Source organism: Streptomyces sp. NPDC001732 (assembly GCF_053596315.1).
Genome location: NZ_JBSFFY010000008.1, coordinates 44978 through 58989 on the forward strand (window position 1 = coordinate 44978; position 14012 = coordinate 58989).

11 protein-coding genes are annotated in these 14012 nt (G+C 73.8%); 5 read left to right on the plus strand and 6 right to left on the minus strand.

Annotated features, from left to right (window positions below; all coding sequences use genetic code 11):
* Nucleotides 1-62: 62 nt before the first annotated feature.
* Complete coding sequence (locus ACWCXX_RS11210; protein ID WP_451126072.1) at nt 63-1181, plus strand: ADP-ribosylglycohydrolase family protein; 1119 nt, start codon at nt 63-65, stop codon at nt 1179-1181.
* A gap of 69 nt (nt 1182-1250) precedes the next feature.
* Here the strand turns inward: ACWCXX_RS11210 and ACWCXX_RS11215 are convergent, their stop codons facing one another.
* From ACWCXX_RS11215 to ACWCXX_RS11225, 3 genes are read right to left on the minus strand one after another with little or no spacing between them, the layout of a single operon-like run.
* Entirely contained in the window at nt 1251-2348 is a 1098-nt protein-coding gene (locus ACWCXX_RS11215) for a tyrosine-protein phosphatase (protein WP_451126073.1), read from the minus strand.
* A gap of 38 nt (nt 2349-2386) precedes the next feature.
* Nucleotides 2387-4378 (minus strand): hypothetical protein, encoded by a 1992-nt coding sequence (locus ACWCXX_RS11220; RefSeq protein WP_451126074.1) that lies wholly within the window; start codon nt 4376-4378, stop codon nt 2387-2389.
* A 6-nt stretch (nt 4379-4384) separates the two neighbouring features.
* Entirely contained in the window at nt 4385-5284 is a 900-nt protein-coding gene (locus ACWCXX_RS11225) for an SGNH/GDSL hydrolase family protein (protein WP_451126075.1), read from the minus strand.
* A 187-nt stretch (nt 5285-5471) separates the two neighbouring features.
* On the opposite strand from ACWCXX_RS11225, the gene ACWCXX_RS11230 reads away from it, so the two are divergent.
* Nucleotides 5472-6686 (plus strand): PucR family transcriptional regulator, encoded by a 1215-nt coding sequence (locus ACWCXX_RS11230; protein WP_451126232.1) that lies wholly within the window; start codon nt 5472-5474, stop codon nt 6684-6686.
* A gap of 87 nt (nt 6687-6773) precedes the next feature.
* On the opposite strand, the gene ACWCXX_RS11235 is transcribed toward ACWCXX_RS11230, so the two are convergent.
* Entirely contained in the window at nt 6774-7121 is a 348-nt protein-coding gene (locus tag ACWCXX_RS11235) for a hypothetical protein (RefSeq protein WP_451126076.1), read from the minus strand.
* A gap of 264 nt (nt 7122-7385) precedes the next feature.
* Here ACWCXX_RS11235 and ACWCXX_RS11240 point away from each other — a divergent pair, with 264 nt between their 5' ends.
* The 3 genes from ACWCXX_RS11240 (at nt 7386) to ACWCXX_RS11250 (ending at nt 12991) form a co-directional block, all read left to right on the plus strand.
* A complete protein-coding gene (locus ACWCXX_RS11240) occupies nt 7386-8324 on the plus strand; it encodes a slipin family protein (RefSeq protein ID WP_451126077.1) in 939 nt (312 codons plus the stop codon).
* A 297-nt stretch (nt 8325-8621) separates the two neighbouring features.
* Complete coding sequence (locus tag ACWCXX_RS11245; RefSeq protein WP_451126078.1) at nt 8622-11624, plus strand: DEAD/DEAH box helicase; 3003 nt, start codon at nt 8622-8624, stop codon at nt 11622-11624.
* Nucleotides 11621-12991: an SWIM zinc finger family protein gene (locus ACWCXX_RS11250; protein ID WP_451126079.1), complete on the plus strand. Its 1371-nt coding sequence runs from the start codon at nt 11621-11623 to the stop codon at nt 12989-12991. Before ACWCXX_RS11245 ends, ACWCXX_RS11250 begins: the two co-directional genes overlap by 4 nt.
* Before the next feature lie 50 nt (nt 12992-13041).
* Here ACWCXX_RS11250 and ACWCXX_RS11255 read toward each other — a convergent pair whose 3' ends face one another.
* Nucleotides 13042-13353, minus strand: coding sequence for a hypothetical protein (locus ACWCXX_RS11255; protein ID WP_451126080.1), 312 nt, complete (start codon nt 13351-13353; stop codon nt 13042-13044).
* 76 nt (nt 13354-13429) lie between these two features.
* Nucleotides 13430-14008 carry a TetR/AcrR family transcriptional regulator gene (locus tag ACWCXX_RS11260; RefSeq protein WP_451126081.1) on the minus strand — a complete coding sequence of 193 codons (579 nt, stop codon included), beginning with the start codon at nt 14006-14008 and terminating at the stop codon, nt 13430-13432.
* Nucleotides 14009-14012 lie beyond the last annotated feature (4 nt).

The following is a 14012-nucleotide window of genomic DNA, read 5'->3' on the forward strand; positions in this document are numbered from 1 at the left end:
TACCAGGATGGACCCACGACGGCATTCCGGGACATGTCGAATCTGGATCGAGGGGATCGCGCGTGAACGGCGCATCGTGGAAGGACCGCACCGGCCGCAGGGCGAGGGTCCGGGGTTGTCTGCTGGGCGGGGCGATCGGGGACGCGCTGGGCAACCCGGTGGAGTTCCTCTCCCTGGCCGGCATCCGCCGCGCGCACGGGCCGCACGGCGTGCAGGGGCTCCTCCCGGACGAGGAGGGCGTGACCGGACGGGTCACGGACGACACGCAGATGACCCTGTTCACGGCCGAAGGGCTGATCAGGGCCCACTCCCTGGCGAAGACGAAGGGGGTCGTCGGCGCCGAGACCGCGCTCGTACGGAACGCCTACCTCCGCTGGCTGGACACCCAGAACCACCCCGCGCCGCCCGCCGCGGACGGTGACAACTCGATCCGGACCGGCTGGCTCAGGCAGCAGCCCTGGCTGTACGCCCGCCGGGCCCCCGGCAACGCCTGTCTGTCCGGGCTCGCCACCGGCCACGTCCCCGAGCCGGCCGACCGGCTGGGTACGCCGGGGCCCGTGAACACCGGGTCCAAGGGCTGCGGCACGGTGATGCGGTCCGCGCCCTTCGGGCTGACGGGGCAGGACGCCCCGGCGGCCTTCCGGCTCGCCCACTGGTGTGCCCAGATCACCCACGGCCACCCGACCGGTGCGTACGCGGCAGCGGCCCTCGCCGCGATAGTCGCCCACCTCCTGGAGGGCGACTCGATGCCCGGCGCGGTGCTGCGGGCCATGGACCTGCTGGGACGCCACCCGGGGCACGAGGAGACCACGGCGGCGCTGCGGGCGGCCGTCGACCTGGCCGCGGAGGGCGCGCCGAGCGGTGAGAAGGTGGAGACGCTGGGCGCGGGCTGGGTCGCCGAGGAGGCCCTCGCCATCGCCGTGTACTGCGCTCTCGTGCTGCCCGGGGCCGACCGGGTGGCGCAGGCGCTGCTGCTCTCGGTCAACCACTCGGGCGACAGCGACTCCACCGGCGCGATCTGCGGCAATCTGCTCGGCGCGCGCCACGGGGACGTGCATCTCCCGCCGTCCTGGCTGGTGGCGACCGAGGGCCGGGCCGTGATCACCGAGGTGGCCGACGACCTGTGCGTGGAGTTCGAGCACGCGGTGGACTGGCCGGCCGGGCGGTACCCGGTGTGCTGACGGGTGGTGCCCCCCGCCGCTGAACGGCGGGGGGCACCACCCGTCGGCACACCGGGCGCTGACGGATGGTCAGGCCGTCAGCAGCTTGGCGCGCAGCTTGGCCACCGTCGCGTCGTCGATCCGCAGGCCCTCGCGCACATAGGTGCCGAAGTCGCCGTACAACTTGTCCACCTGGTCGAACGCGGCGCGCAGCCAGCTCAGTTCGACGGCCTTCGGGTTGCCCAGGTACTGGTTGCTGGCGAGGAAGTCCGCCTCGACGGTCTCGCGCGGCACGCCGAGCAGGGTGAGGAGGACGGCGGTGCTCCAGCCGGTGCGGTCCTTGCCCGAGCTGCAGTGGTAGACCGTCGAGCCGGAGTCGTTGTTCGCGACGGCGGTGACCAGGTCGTGGAAGGCGTAGTCGGCGCCCACGAAGTTGACCATGAACGGGTAGCCGATGGACTGGCCGAGGTCGGACGAGCCGGAGAACAGCCCGGCCGCGATGGCCTCGGCCAGCGTCATCAGCGCCGAGTCGTGGAAACGGATGCCGTGGTCGAACGACACCACGTCGGCGACCTGGTACTTCACACCGGCGGGCAGCTTGTCGGGGGCCTCGTACCGTTCCACCGCGTTGCGCAGGTCCACGTCGAGGGTGAGCCGCTGGGAGAGCAGCCGCTGCTGTTCGGCGTCGGTCAGCTTGTCGATCTTGTTGGAGCGGTAGACCAGGCCGGGCTTCACCCAGCGCCCGTCGGTGGTGCGGTAGCCGCCGATGTCCCGGAAGTTGCGGGCGGAGCCGATCCCGAGCGAGCGGTCGGCGACGACGAGCGGGGAACCGCTGTCCGGCACCAGCCGGAAGTACCAGCGCCCCGCCTCGGCGAGGGTTCCGGCGGGGACGGTCAGCGAACCGGTGCCGGGGGCGGTGCCCACCGGGGTGCCGGTGGTGGCGTCGGGGGAGGTGACGGCGGTGACGGTCACCGATCCGGCGGTGGAGGACCAGGAGAGCGTGTGGCCGCCGTCGGCGGCGCGCAGGGCGGTGGCCGCGGTGAACGGCACGGCGGCGGCCCGCGCGGTGGCCCCGGCGCTCACCGCGGGCGCGTCGGCGGGCGTGGCGGCGAGGGCGGGCGGGACGAGGACCGTACCGGCGAGCAGGACGGCCGCGACGGCTGCCTGGGTGATGCGGTGCGTGCGCATGGTGCTCCTTGTCTGCATCCCTGTCGGGGTGGGGGGTGTCAGGAGGTGGGGGTGGCGGTGCACGGCGTGGGGCCGCAGACGTCGACGACACGGCCGGTGGTCAGGAAGGCGGCCTTCTGCCGGCGGGCGGCCGACGAGTTGCGGGGGTCCGCGTGCGGGTCGTGGCCGTACTCCGGCCCGGCGGGCGGGGTGTTGGTGAGCGGCGGGGTGGGCGTGCCGCTGTCCCACACCGTCATCGCGGAGCCCCGGTACGGCAGTTGGTCGCGCGTGACGGTTTCGATGCCCCAGTACGGGACGGTGTCCGGGCTGCGGCCCGGTGCGAGCGCGGGGGCGATCAGCCGGGCGCCGATGGTGCGCGCCTCCACCTCGGCCGCCGCGTTCGCGACCTGGTGGTCCCCGTACGCGATGTGCATCAGCACCTGGTGACGGCCGGTCAGGTGGTTCGCGTACGCGTTGGTCTCGCCGCGGTCCCACACCATCTGGAACAGCTGGAGGACGATCTGCTGACGCAGCTTGTCCGGGTAGGAGGCGTCCAGGACCTGCTGGAACGGCGTGAAGTCGACGCTGCGATTGAGGAGCAGGCCGTAGTTCATGCCGGTGACGCCGAGGACCCCGCGCCGGATGTCGGGCGAGGCGGCCACCAGGGCGCCGCCGAGGATTCCGCCCTGGCTGTTGCCGTCGTACCCGATGCCGTGCCGGATGTCGACGAGCGGGCGGCCGTTCGCGTCGCGGAAGGCCGCGTCGGTGGTCAGCCCGTCGGTGTGGATCAGGGCGCGGGCGAGGAAGAGGGCGTTCAGGATGCCCTGCTCGCTGCGTTCGGGAACGGCGGGGAAGAGGTTCGGGTCGGCGAGCGCGCCGAGCACCACGGGGACGTCCTCCTCGGCCATCCCGATCCAGTCCGTCGCGCAGAACGTGAAGCCGTGCTCCGCCGCCATCGCCTTGACGTTGCCCGCGCCGACCTCGGAGCGGCGGCCGAGGAGGCCGTGCCCGTAGAGGGCGGGGTGGGAGGGGGTGCGGAAGGCGGAGCGCGGTATCTCGCAGCGGAACGTGGCGAACCGGGTACTTCCCGGGAGCCGCCGCGGCAGGCCGTCGGGGCCGCGGTGCAGCACGGAGCCGGGTGGTCCGCCGGGCCGGTCCAGATAGTCGGGCACACTGATCCGGCCGGTCACCTCCCGGGCGATCCGGGGGTCCTGGCCGGCCGTGAAGTCGGTGACGTCGGTGACGGCGAACGCGGGCGAGCGGCTGCCGAGCCGGCGGAACGCGTCGTCGCGGATGGTGAAGAGGTCACCGGTGAGGCCGCGGGTGCTCGCGACGGTGAAGTCCCAGGCGAGGTACAGCCCTTCGGACCGCACCCCGGCCCTGCGCAGCGCCTTCAGCGCCGGGCGGAGCCGGTGCTGCCGGGCGCGCAGCGGATGCCCGGCGGGCAGCGGTCTCCCGGCGACGGCGGCGAACGGCGCGGCGGCCGGGAGGGTGCGCCCCGCCCCGTCCTTGAGGTTCCTCAGGGCGACGGCGTAGTGGTGGCCGTCGCGGAGGTTGCGCGCGGGGTGGATCAGCAGGGCCCGGCGGGCGGGATCGGTGGCGTTGGAGTCGGGTTCGGCCCAGTACGGCCACCGCTCACCGGTTTCGGTGTCCAGCAGGACGACGGGGGCGTCCGGGGCGAGGGAACGGCCGATGTCGGTGAGCGGGGCCGCGCCGGTCGCCGCCGGGTCGAGGCCGGGGACGTGCGCGATCAGCGTGGAGCCGGGGGAGAAGCCGTCGGATCGGTTCCAGGCCGTCGGGTCTACGGACCGGCCTGCCGCGGTGGGCGGCAGCGCGGTGGCGCCGAAGGAGACCCGGCGGCCGGTGTCGGTGGCCGGATCGGGCCGGGTGTACCAGTCGTTCGGGAACGGCAGCAGGCACTCGGTGGGGGCCAGCGGGTCGCAGCCGGGCCCGGACGCCCCGGCGGCACGGGCCGCCGGGACGTCGGGGGCGAGCAGGGCGGCGGCGCCGAGCGCCGCCGCCAGCAGCCCGCGCAGCAGGCGGTGCCGCAACGCCGGTCAGCTCCCCTGGAGGTGCGCGCCGATGAGTGCGGCGTAGTTCGCCTCACCGTTGCGGTTGGGGTGCAGCGGGGCGGCGACCGAGGTCGGCACGTAGCCCTCGACCCACTTGTCCGAGGGGGACTGGCAGGAGTCGTGGCCCTTGCTGGGCGTGGCGAGATCGATGTACTCGGCGCCGTGCGCGGCGCTCTGCTCGGCGATCACCGCGTTCATCCGGTCCACGCTGCCCTGGAGGAAGTCGGCGTCCACCGGGAGCACCGGCTGCAGCGGCCAGCAGCCACCGGGCTTGATGTACAGGCCGTACCCCGTGACGACCACCCGGGCGTGCGGCGAACGCTGGTGGATCGAGTCCAGCACGACGCCCAGCTTCGGCGCGAACTCCGCGATGCGCTGCCCCACCTGGTCCACCCCGCCCTCGTTGTACCTCTCCTTGCACGGGGTGGCGTTCGGGTCGAGGGTGGTGCACTTCTGCGCGATGCCGACCAGCCCGGCGTCGTTGCCGCCGATGGTCAGTGTCACCAGGTCGGTGTCCGGGCGCAGCGCGTCGAACTGGGGCGGCGCCGAGCCCATCGGGATGTCGAGCACCGACAGCGACTGCTTCTCGGTCATGTGCTTGGAGGCGGCGCCGCTGCACGTGACGTCGGTCAGCGACGCGCCGAGGCGCGCGGCGAGCTCGTGCGGGTAGTTGTGCGTCGAACGGCCGCAGGCCACCGGCCCCGTGATGTCCGGGATGAGCGGTCCGGAGGCCATGGAGTCGCCGAGTGCGACGTACGACGTGGTGTCGTCCTCACCGGCGGACGCCGGGACCGCACCGGCCCCCACGGCCAGACCGGCCAGGGCGAGTGCGCCCACGACAGTTCTGACGGAACGACAGAAGCCCTTGTTCTGCGGCAGGTTCACGGAATCCTCCGACGGTGGGGGGCGGGACGCGGCATGGCGCGTGACGCCGGTCATCATGCAGACTCGACTGCCGTCGTTTAACTGGTGGGTAACGCAGACTTCCGCGGGGGAACTTGTGACGCGTGACAACCGGCCGCCCGTCATCGAGGGGGACCACGGTGTTCCCGGGGGCCCGAGGGGCCGGCCGCTGTCCATCGCGGGGCGTCCGGTGGCCGCACAACTACGGGCCCGGGTACCGGCCCTGACGGGTCGTGTCGTAGCCCGGCTCCTGGCCGACCTGCCGGTCTACGCCGAACTCCCGCACGAGGAGATCTCCGGCGACATCGCCGACATCGTCCAGCACAATCTGCGGCTCTTCGCGGACGTCGTCGAGCACCGCCGTCCCGCCACGGACGCCGAACTCGCCCAGCAGCGGGACTCGGCGGCCCAGCGTGCCGAGGAGGGCGTGCCGCTGGACGCGATCCTCACCGCCTACCAGGTCGGCACCGCGATGTGCTGGCAGGAGGCCGCGAAGGGGGCACGGCCCGACGACCTCGCCACCGTCCTGGAGATCATGGACCGCATCATGGTCCTCCAGCAGCAGCTGACCTCCGCCGTCAGCAGCGCGTACCTGGAGGCCCGGCAGATCCTCGACAGCCAGGAGCACGGCGGCCGGCACGCCCTGATGGCCGCCCTGCTGACCGGTGAACCCCTGGACCGCTTCACCCACCGCACCGGACTGCGCCCGGCCGCCCGTTACCTCGCGATGACGCTCGCACTGGCCCCGCACCCCGACGAGTCGAACCAGTCACCGGGCCCGGGGTCCGGCGTCGCGGCCCGGCGCAAGATCCGCCGCGTCCGCACGGTCCTCGACCACTTCGCCGGTACGCCGGCGCTCACCGCCCTCGACGCCTCCGGCGGCACGGTGCTGCTGCCCGTCGCCGGGTCACCGCCGCCGTGGCACGGGCCGGAAGGGCTGTGCGCGCTGATCGAGGAGGCGGCCCGCGCGGCCGGTGTCCCTGTCATCGCCGCCGCGGAGACCGCCGAGCCGGAGGCGGTGCCGGCCGCCGTGGCGCGCAACGCCGAGATCGTCGACCTGGTGGCCCGTACCGGACGGCCCCCCGGTCTGTACCGGCTGGCCGACGTCCTGCTCGAATATCAGCTCAGTCGGCCCAGCGAGGCCCTGCACGGGCTCGCCCGGCTGCTGGGGCCGCTGGAGGCGAAGCCGGACCTGCTGCGCACCCTGGAGACGTATCTCGAACTGGGGCTGGACCGGCGGGCCACCGCCGAGGCCCTGCACATCCACCCCAACACCGTCGACTACCGCATACGCCGCATCGGCCGGCTGACCGGCCTCTCCCCGGCCCGCCCGGCCGACCTCCAGCACATCAGCGCGGCCCTGGTCGCCCGCCGCTCGGTGTGAGAGGCGGGGCAGGGGTGGTGCGCGAGGGACGGGGCGACGCGGCCGGTGGGGCGGCGTGCGAGGGACGGGAACGGGGGGCGCGGCCGGTCAGTGAACCGTGCTGAAGCTGCGCCAGGGGAGGACGCTGGGGGGATTGAAGTCGCTGAAGCCGGTCGCGAGGTACGTCGTGCCCGGACCGGTGCAGTCCAAGGTGCGGTACAGGATGATGTCGATCCTGGTCTCGTTGAACACGGCCTTGGCGCCCGAGGGGGCGAGGCGGTGGCAACCCCTCACCAGCGGGCTGTTCACCGCGATGTCGACGTTCCGCTGGGTCGTGTAGATGACCGGCCCGACCGCGGTCCGGCCGAGGCCCGAGCAGCCTGCGACGGTGAGGGTCAGGAGCACGGTCCCTGCGGCGATGCCGAGACGGCGGCGTCGGTGATCGGTCACGGGCATGGGCGGGTCCTCGTCTGTCTCGTCCGGGCTCGTCCGCCGGCACCGGCGCCGCGGGTGCCACGGAGCTGCGTGTGCCACGGAGTACGTGCTGACGCTGGTCACCCTGCCCGCTCCCCGCAGGCCCGGCACCCGGTGCGCGGCCGGGCGGGCGACGGCCGCGACGAGGGAGACCCGAGCCATGTTCATATTGGTTGATATTGGGCATATCGTGGTAATAGCTGCTGATTCGCTTGGGTCAGTTTTTCCGTCTCTCAGGGGGCCGTGATGGTCCAGGAGCTCGTAATCGCGACGGTGACGGCGGCCTCGGTGGGGGTGCTCTACCTGGCGGCGGCCGCCAAGATCGTCAAGCAGTACGAACGGGGCGTCGTGCTGCGGCTGGGCAGGCTCCGTGACGAGGTGCGCGGGCCCGGCTTCACCATGGTGGTCCCCGGCGTCGACCGGCTGCACAAGGTCAACATGCAGATCGTGACGATGCCGGTGCCCGCCCAGGACGGGATCACCCGGGACAACGTGACGGTACGGGTGGACGCCGTCATCTACTTCAAGGTCGTCGACGCGGCGAGCGCCGTGATCCAGGTGGAGGACTACCGGTTCGCGGTGTCGCAGATGGCGCAGACCTCGCTGCGGTCGATCATCGGCAAGAGCGATCTGGACGACCTGCTGTCCAACCGCGAGAAGCTGAACCAGGGGCTCGAGCTGATGATCGACAGCCCGGCGGTCGGCTGGGGCGTGCAGATCGACCGGGTGGAGATCAAGGACGTCTCGCTCCCGGAGACGATGAAGCGCTCCATGGCGCGCCAGGCCGAGGCCGACCGTGAACGGCGGGCCCGGGTCATCAACGCGGACGCCGAACTCCAGGCGTCGAAGAAGCTCGCCGAGGCGGCGGGGCAGATGTCCGCCCAGCCGGCCGCCCTTCAGCTGCGCCTGCTGCAGACGGTGGTGGCGGTGGCGGCCGAGAAGAACTCCACGCTGGTGCTGCCGTTCCCGGTGGAGCTGCTCCGCTTCCTGGAGCGGGCGCAACAGCCCGAGCAGCGGCCCGAGCCGCAGTCGGTGGCTCCGCCGCAGCAACAGCCGCAATCTCAGCAGCAACAGCAGCCACAGCCGCAATCTCGGCAACAGCAGCAACAGCCGTCGGCCGTGCCCGCGCCTCCGCTCGCCGTTCCCGCGAGGCCCACCCGTTCGAAGCCGATGGCCCGGCACTGAGCGATTGAGCGACTGATCGCCGAGGTGCTGACGGGCCGGAGCCGATCGGCCGATTGCCGGGGCGCCGGTCGGCCGGGCGCCGGTCGGCCGGGCGTTGAGCCGGACCGTTCCGTTCCGCTTCTCCTGCTCCCCCTCCCGCCGGCCCGGTCCGGCCGCGCCGGACCGGGCCGGCTCATACGGCTTTTGACCTGCTGGAACGCAGGCGCCGGGCCGGTTGTCACACCCCCCGCCTAGACTCGGCGGAAGTCGTAAGGATCAAGGTGACCAACAGGGTCGGAGCGGGAGGGGAGGGAGCGGATGGCCACGGCACAAAGTCGACAGGACGTCGCCGTCGTCCGTCTTCTGCGCTGTGCCGCGGTGTTCCTGCCCGCCTCGTTGCCGAGGGACGGACGCGTCGCCTTCTGGGACCCGGACGGCGGGCCGCTCCCGGAGCCGGACGAGGTCTGCGGACCTCCCGCGGCCCCCGCGAGCCCGGCACCCGCCCCGAGCACGGCCGAGATCACCGTCGTCCGCGGGGATGCCCCGCAGCACGACGTCCGTCGGCGCGCGGTGCCCGCGGTCCTGCTGCCCGTGGCCGAGGCCCTGCCGCTGCTGGTCCGCGGCCGGCACCAGGAATCCGCCCACGCCGCCACGCGGTGCTGGGGCGCCGCCGCGCTCCAGGCACTCAACCTGGCGGCGCGCGGCAGACTCCTCCCCGGTCTGACGGGCGACGACCACGACGCCTGGCGGGCCGGTCCGCGCGACGCCGAGGACATCGCCCACCTCCGGGCGATCGCCGCGGCCCTGCCGCCCGAGGGTCACGCCGTCCCGCTCCCGGACCGCGCGCCGCTCCGGCTCCCCGACCCCGAGTGGCTGATCGGGGCGTTCCTCGACGCGGTCGCCGACACGCTGCCCCGTACGCCCGCCGCCGCGTACGCGATGGGGGCGCCCTTCGCGGCCCGCGAGGCCCAGCACCTGCCGGGCGCGCGGGACTGGGCGGTCGAGGTCGCGTCCGGGCTCGACGCGGGGGTACGGGTCTCGCTGCGCCTGGACCTCTCGGCGTACGAACTCTTCGACACGACCGATGCGTACGACACGGCCGACGCGTACGACGTGCACGAGCGCTCCGACGACGTGGACGGCTTCGGCACCGGCGGTTCCGGTTCCGGTGGCGTCCTCGACGCGTCCGCGCGCGGACGCACCGGGGCCGCGCGGCGCGCCGCCGCGGCCGTCGTCCAGGTGCACAGCCTCGCCGACCCCACCCATGTCACCGACGCCGCCGCGCTGTGGAACGGCGGGGCGGGCGAGCCGTTCGGCCCGCGGGCCAGGGTCGACGCCGTGCTGGCCCTGCGCCGCGCCGCCCGCGTCTGGGCGCCGCTGGAGCGCTTGCTGGACCAGTCGGTGCCCGACGTCCTGGCACTCGGGGAGGACGAGCTGTACGAGCTGCTCGGCGATGCCGGACCCCGGCTGGCGGCGGCCGGGGTCGACGTCCACTGGCCCAGGGAGCTGGTCCGTTCCCTCACCGCCTCCGCCGTCGTGCGGCCCGCCCCCGGCTCGGCCACCGACGGCACCTCGTTCTTCGACGCCGAGCACCTCTTCTCGTTCGACTGGCAGCTGTCGCTGGGCGACGAGCAGCTCACCGAGCAGGAGATGGACCGGCTCGCGGAGGCCCACCGCCCGGTGGTGCGCCTGCGGGACCAGTGGGTCGTCGTCGACCCCGCGCTCGTGCGCAAGGCGCGCAAGCGGGAGCTCGGACTGCTCGATCCGGTCGACGCCCTCGCCGTGGCCCTGACCGGCAGCGCCGAGGTCGACGGCGAACAGGTTGAGGCGGTGCCCGTCGGGGCGCTCGCCGCGCTCCGGGAACGCATCACCGCCGACGCCACCGCCATCGCCCCGCCGCCCGGTCTCGACGCCACGCTCCGCGACTACCAGCTGCGCGGCCTCGCCTGGCTGGACCGGATGACCTCGCTCGGCCTCGGCGGCTGCCTCGCCGACGACATGGGCCTGGGCAAGACGGTCACCCTCATCGCCCTCCACCTGCACCGCGCCCACCCCGCGCCCACCCTGGTGATCTGCCCCGCCTCCCTGCTGGGCAACTGGCACCGGGAGATCAACCGGTTCGCCCCCGGCGTCCCCGTGCGCCGCTTCCACGGCACCGACCGCACGCTCGCCGGGGCCGACGGCGGCTTCGTCCTCACCACGTACGGCACGATGCGGTCGAGCGCCGCCCGGCTCGCCGACCACGGCTGGGGGATGATCGTCGCCGACGAGGCCCAGCACGTGAAGAACCCGCACTCCTCCACGGCGAAGGCGCTGCGCACCATCCCGGCCCCCGCCCGGGTCGCCCTCACCGGCACCCCCGTGGAGAACAACCTCTCCGAGCTGTGGGCCCTGCTCGACTGGACCACCCCCGGACTGCTCGGCCCCCTCAAGGCGTTCCGGGCCCGGCACGCCCGCACCGTCGAGAACACCGGTACGGCCGCCGGGCCCGAGGACGACGAAGCGGTCGAACGGCTCGCCCGGCTGGTGCGGCCCTTCCTCCTGCGCCGCAGGAAGTCCGACCCGGGCATCGCCCCCGAGCTGCCGTCCAAGACGGAGACCGACCACCCCGTCTTCCTCACCCGCGAGCAGGCCACGCTCTACGAGGCGACGGTCCGCGAGACGATGGCGTTCATCGAGGCGTCGGAAGGCATCGCCCGACGCGGCCTGGTCATGAAGCTGCTGGGCTCCCTCAAGCAGATCTGCAACCACCCGGCGCAGTACCTGAAGGAGGAGCCGACCCGCCTCGTCGGCCGGTCGGGAAAGCTCGCCCTGCTCGACGAACTCCTCGACACGATCCTCGCCGAGAACGGCTCCGTCCTCGTCTTCACCCAGTACGTGACCATGGCCCGGCTCCTCTCCGCCCACCTCACCTCGCGCGCCGTTCCCTCCCAACTCCTGCACGGCGGCACGCCGGTCGCCGAGCGGGAGCGGATGGTGGACCGCTTCCAGTCCGGCGAGGTCCCGGTCTTCCTGCTCTCCCTCAAGGCGGCCGGCACCGGACTGAACCTCACCAGGGCCGCCCATGTCGTCCACTACGACCGCTGGTGGAACCCGGCCGTCGAGGAGCAGGCCACGGACCGGGCGTACCGCATCGGCCAGACGCAGCCCGTGCAGGTGCACCGGCTGATCGCGGAAGGCACCGTCGAGGACCGGATCGGCGAACTGCTGGAGGCGAAGCGGGCCCTGGCCGACACCGTCCTCGGCACCGGCGAGGCCGCGTTCACCGAGCTCAGCGACCGCGAGCTGGCCGACCTCGTCTCGCTCCGGAGGCCGGCATGAGCCCCCGGCCGGAGAACCGTCCGCGCACCGGCCACGACCTGCTCACCGGCCACGACCCGCGCACCGGGAGCCGCGGGCACGCCGCCCCCGCCCCCCGGACCGCCGTGCGTTCACGCCCCGGCCCCGACGATCTGCGGCGCACCTTCGAGGCCGTACCGCCCCGCACCTGCGGCGGCGACGAACCCTTCGCGGACAGCTGGTGGGGCCGCGCGTGGGTGGCCGCGCTGGAGTCCCTGTCGATGGACGAGGGACGGCTCTCCCGGGGCCGTACGTACGCGGACAGCGGCAAGGTCGCCGCCATCACCGTCACCCCCGGCCGGGTCGTCGCCTACGTCCACGGCAGCCGCCCCCGCCCCTACCGCTGCGAACTGCGACTGCGGACCCTCGCCGACCCCGACTGGGACGTCTTCCTCGACGAGGTCGCCGCCCGGCCCGGCCACCTCTCCGCGCTGCTCGCCAAGGAGATGCCGCACTCGCTGGTCGACACCGCGGCCGCCGCGGGCATCGGACTGCTGCCCGCCGCCGACGACCTCGACCCCGGCTGCTCCTGCCCCGACCACGGCTGGCCCTGCAAACACGTGGCCGCCCTCTGCTACCAGATGGCCCGGCTCCTGGACGCCGACCCGTTCGTCCTCCTGCTGCTGCGCGGCCGGGGCGAGCGGGAGCTCATCGAAGAGCTGGGCCGCCGCAACGCCGCACACTCCGCCAAGGAGCGCCCGGCGACGCCCGACATCCCCTCCGTGCCCGCCGGCCAGGCCCTGGCCGAGCGCTTCCTGCCGCCGCTCCCCGCCCCGCTGCCGGTGCCACCGCATCCCGCACAGCCGCCGTCGTACCCCGGCCTGCCCGGTGCCCGCGACCCGCTCGCCCTGGACCACCTCGCCGCGGACGCGGCGGCCCGCGCCCACGCGCTGCTCACCACCGGCCTCGACCCGCTCGCCGGACTCACGCCCTGGCAGGACGCGGTACGGCTGGCCGCGTCCCGCCCCACCGCCGGACTCACCGCGACCACCCGCACCCTCTACCGCGAACTCGCGTACGCCACCGGCCGTACCACCACCGACCTGGCCCGAGCGGTCGCCGCCTGGCGCCAGGGCGGGGCCGAGGGGCTGGCCGTCCTCGAAACCTCCTGGGACCCTCCGGCGGGCCCCTTCGACCGGGCCCGCCCCGCACTCGCGGCCGCCGACTTCCCCCGCTTCCACCCCTGGCGCAACCACCTCACGCACCCCGGCGGCACGCTCCAGCTCCGCTTCGGCCACGACGGACGCTGGTACGGCTACGAGTCCGAGCCCGGAGAGGACGACTGGTGGCCCCGTGCCGCCCCGGACTCCGATCCGGTGAGCGCGCTCATGGAACTCGGCGGCGGCTGACCCCGGCCCCGCACCCCGGTCCCTCGGCCCCGGGCCCGCCCCCCGGTTCCTCAGCTCCCCATCAGATGGACCAGGAGGCCGATCAGCAGCACGGCGACGATCGGCAGGACGATCAGCCGGGCCTTCCGGAACGACTCGTTCTCGTGCTGGGACAGGCCCCGGTCGGCACCGTGCGCCGACGCCAGGTGCTCCCCGGCCATGTCGACGATCCGCTCCATGGTCAGCAGCGACGGCGACCAGCCGCAGTGCGCGCAGACGAGGAAGTCGCGGTACGGCTCGTACCGGTGGTCCCGCTCCATGTCGACCGTGAACGCCTGCCCCTCCGGCGTCGTGGCGGTGAAGTGGCGTATCGGCGTGCCCATGTGGAACCGCTCCGTTCCGTACGTGCCCGGCCCGTGCCCGGTCGCGGCACAGCAGCCCGGCCGGTCCCCGCTCCCCTCAGCGGGGCAGCACGGCGTCGACGACGTTCCGGGCGAAGTCCGGCGGCACCGGCTCGCGGCGGAGCAGTACCCGCATCCAGACCGCCCCGGCGATCAGGTCCAGCAGCAGCATCGGGTCGGCGTCCGGGGGGAGTTCGCCGCGGGCGGCGGCACGGGTGAAGACCGGTTGCTCGCGGGAGAACCGGTCGGCGAAGAAGTCGCGGGTGAGGGAGGCGAGTTCGTCGTCGGGCAGGCCGGTGCCCGACGTCAGGGCGCGGGCGACGGGTTCCGTGCGGCCGTTGGTGAGCAGGCCGATGATCTGTTCCACGAGGGCGGTCAGATCGCCGCGCAGGCTGCCCGTGTCGGGGATGTCGACGTCGAGCACCCGGGCGTGGACGAGCGCCGCCCTCAGCAGGGCCGGCTTCGAGGGCCACCAGCGGTAGATCGTCGTCTTGTTGACCCCGGCGTCCTGGGCGACGGCCTCGATGGTGAGCCGGGCGTACCCGCGCTCCGCGAGATGGCGCAACGTGGTGTCGAAGATCGCTTCGGCGGCGCGGGGCCCCTTGCCCGGACGGCGGCTCACGGTCGGGTCGGGCATGAAC

Bases quoted from the DNA above. Each gene is read 5' to 3' on its own strand.
- ACWCXX_RS11245 (WP_451126078.1), top strand. From the start codon at position 8,622: ATGGCCACGGCACAAAGTCGACAGGACGTCGCCGTCGTCCGTCTTCTG.
- ACWCXX_RS11260 (WP_451126081.1), bottom strand. From the start codon at position 14,008: ATGCCCGACCCGACCGTGAGCCGCCGTCCGGGCAAGGGGCCCCGCGCC.
- ACWCXX_RS11215 (WP_451126073.1), bottom strand. From the start codon at position 2,348: ATGCGCACGCACCGCATCACCCAGGCAGCCGTCGCGGCCGTCCTGCTC.
- ACWCXX_RS11255 (WP_451126080.1), bottom strand. From the start codon at position 13,353: ATGGGCACGCCGATACGCCACTTCACCGCCACGACGCCGGAGGGGCAG.
- ACWCXX_RS11235 (WP_451126076.1), bottom strand. From the start codon at position 7,121: ATGCCCGTGACCGATCACCGACGCCGCCGTCTCGGCATCGCCGCAGGG.
- ACWCXX_RS11250 (WP_451126079.1), top strand. From the start codon at position 11,621: ATGAGCCCCCGGCCGGAGAACCGTCCGCGCACCGGCCACGACCTGCTC.
- ACWCXX_RS11240 (WP_451126077.1), top strand. From the start codon at position 7,386: ATGGTCCAGGAGCTCGTAATCGCGACGGTGACGGCGGCCTCGGTGGGG.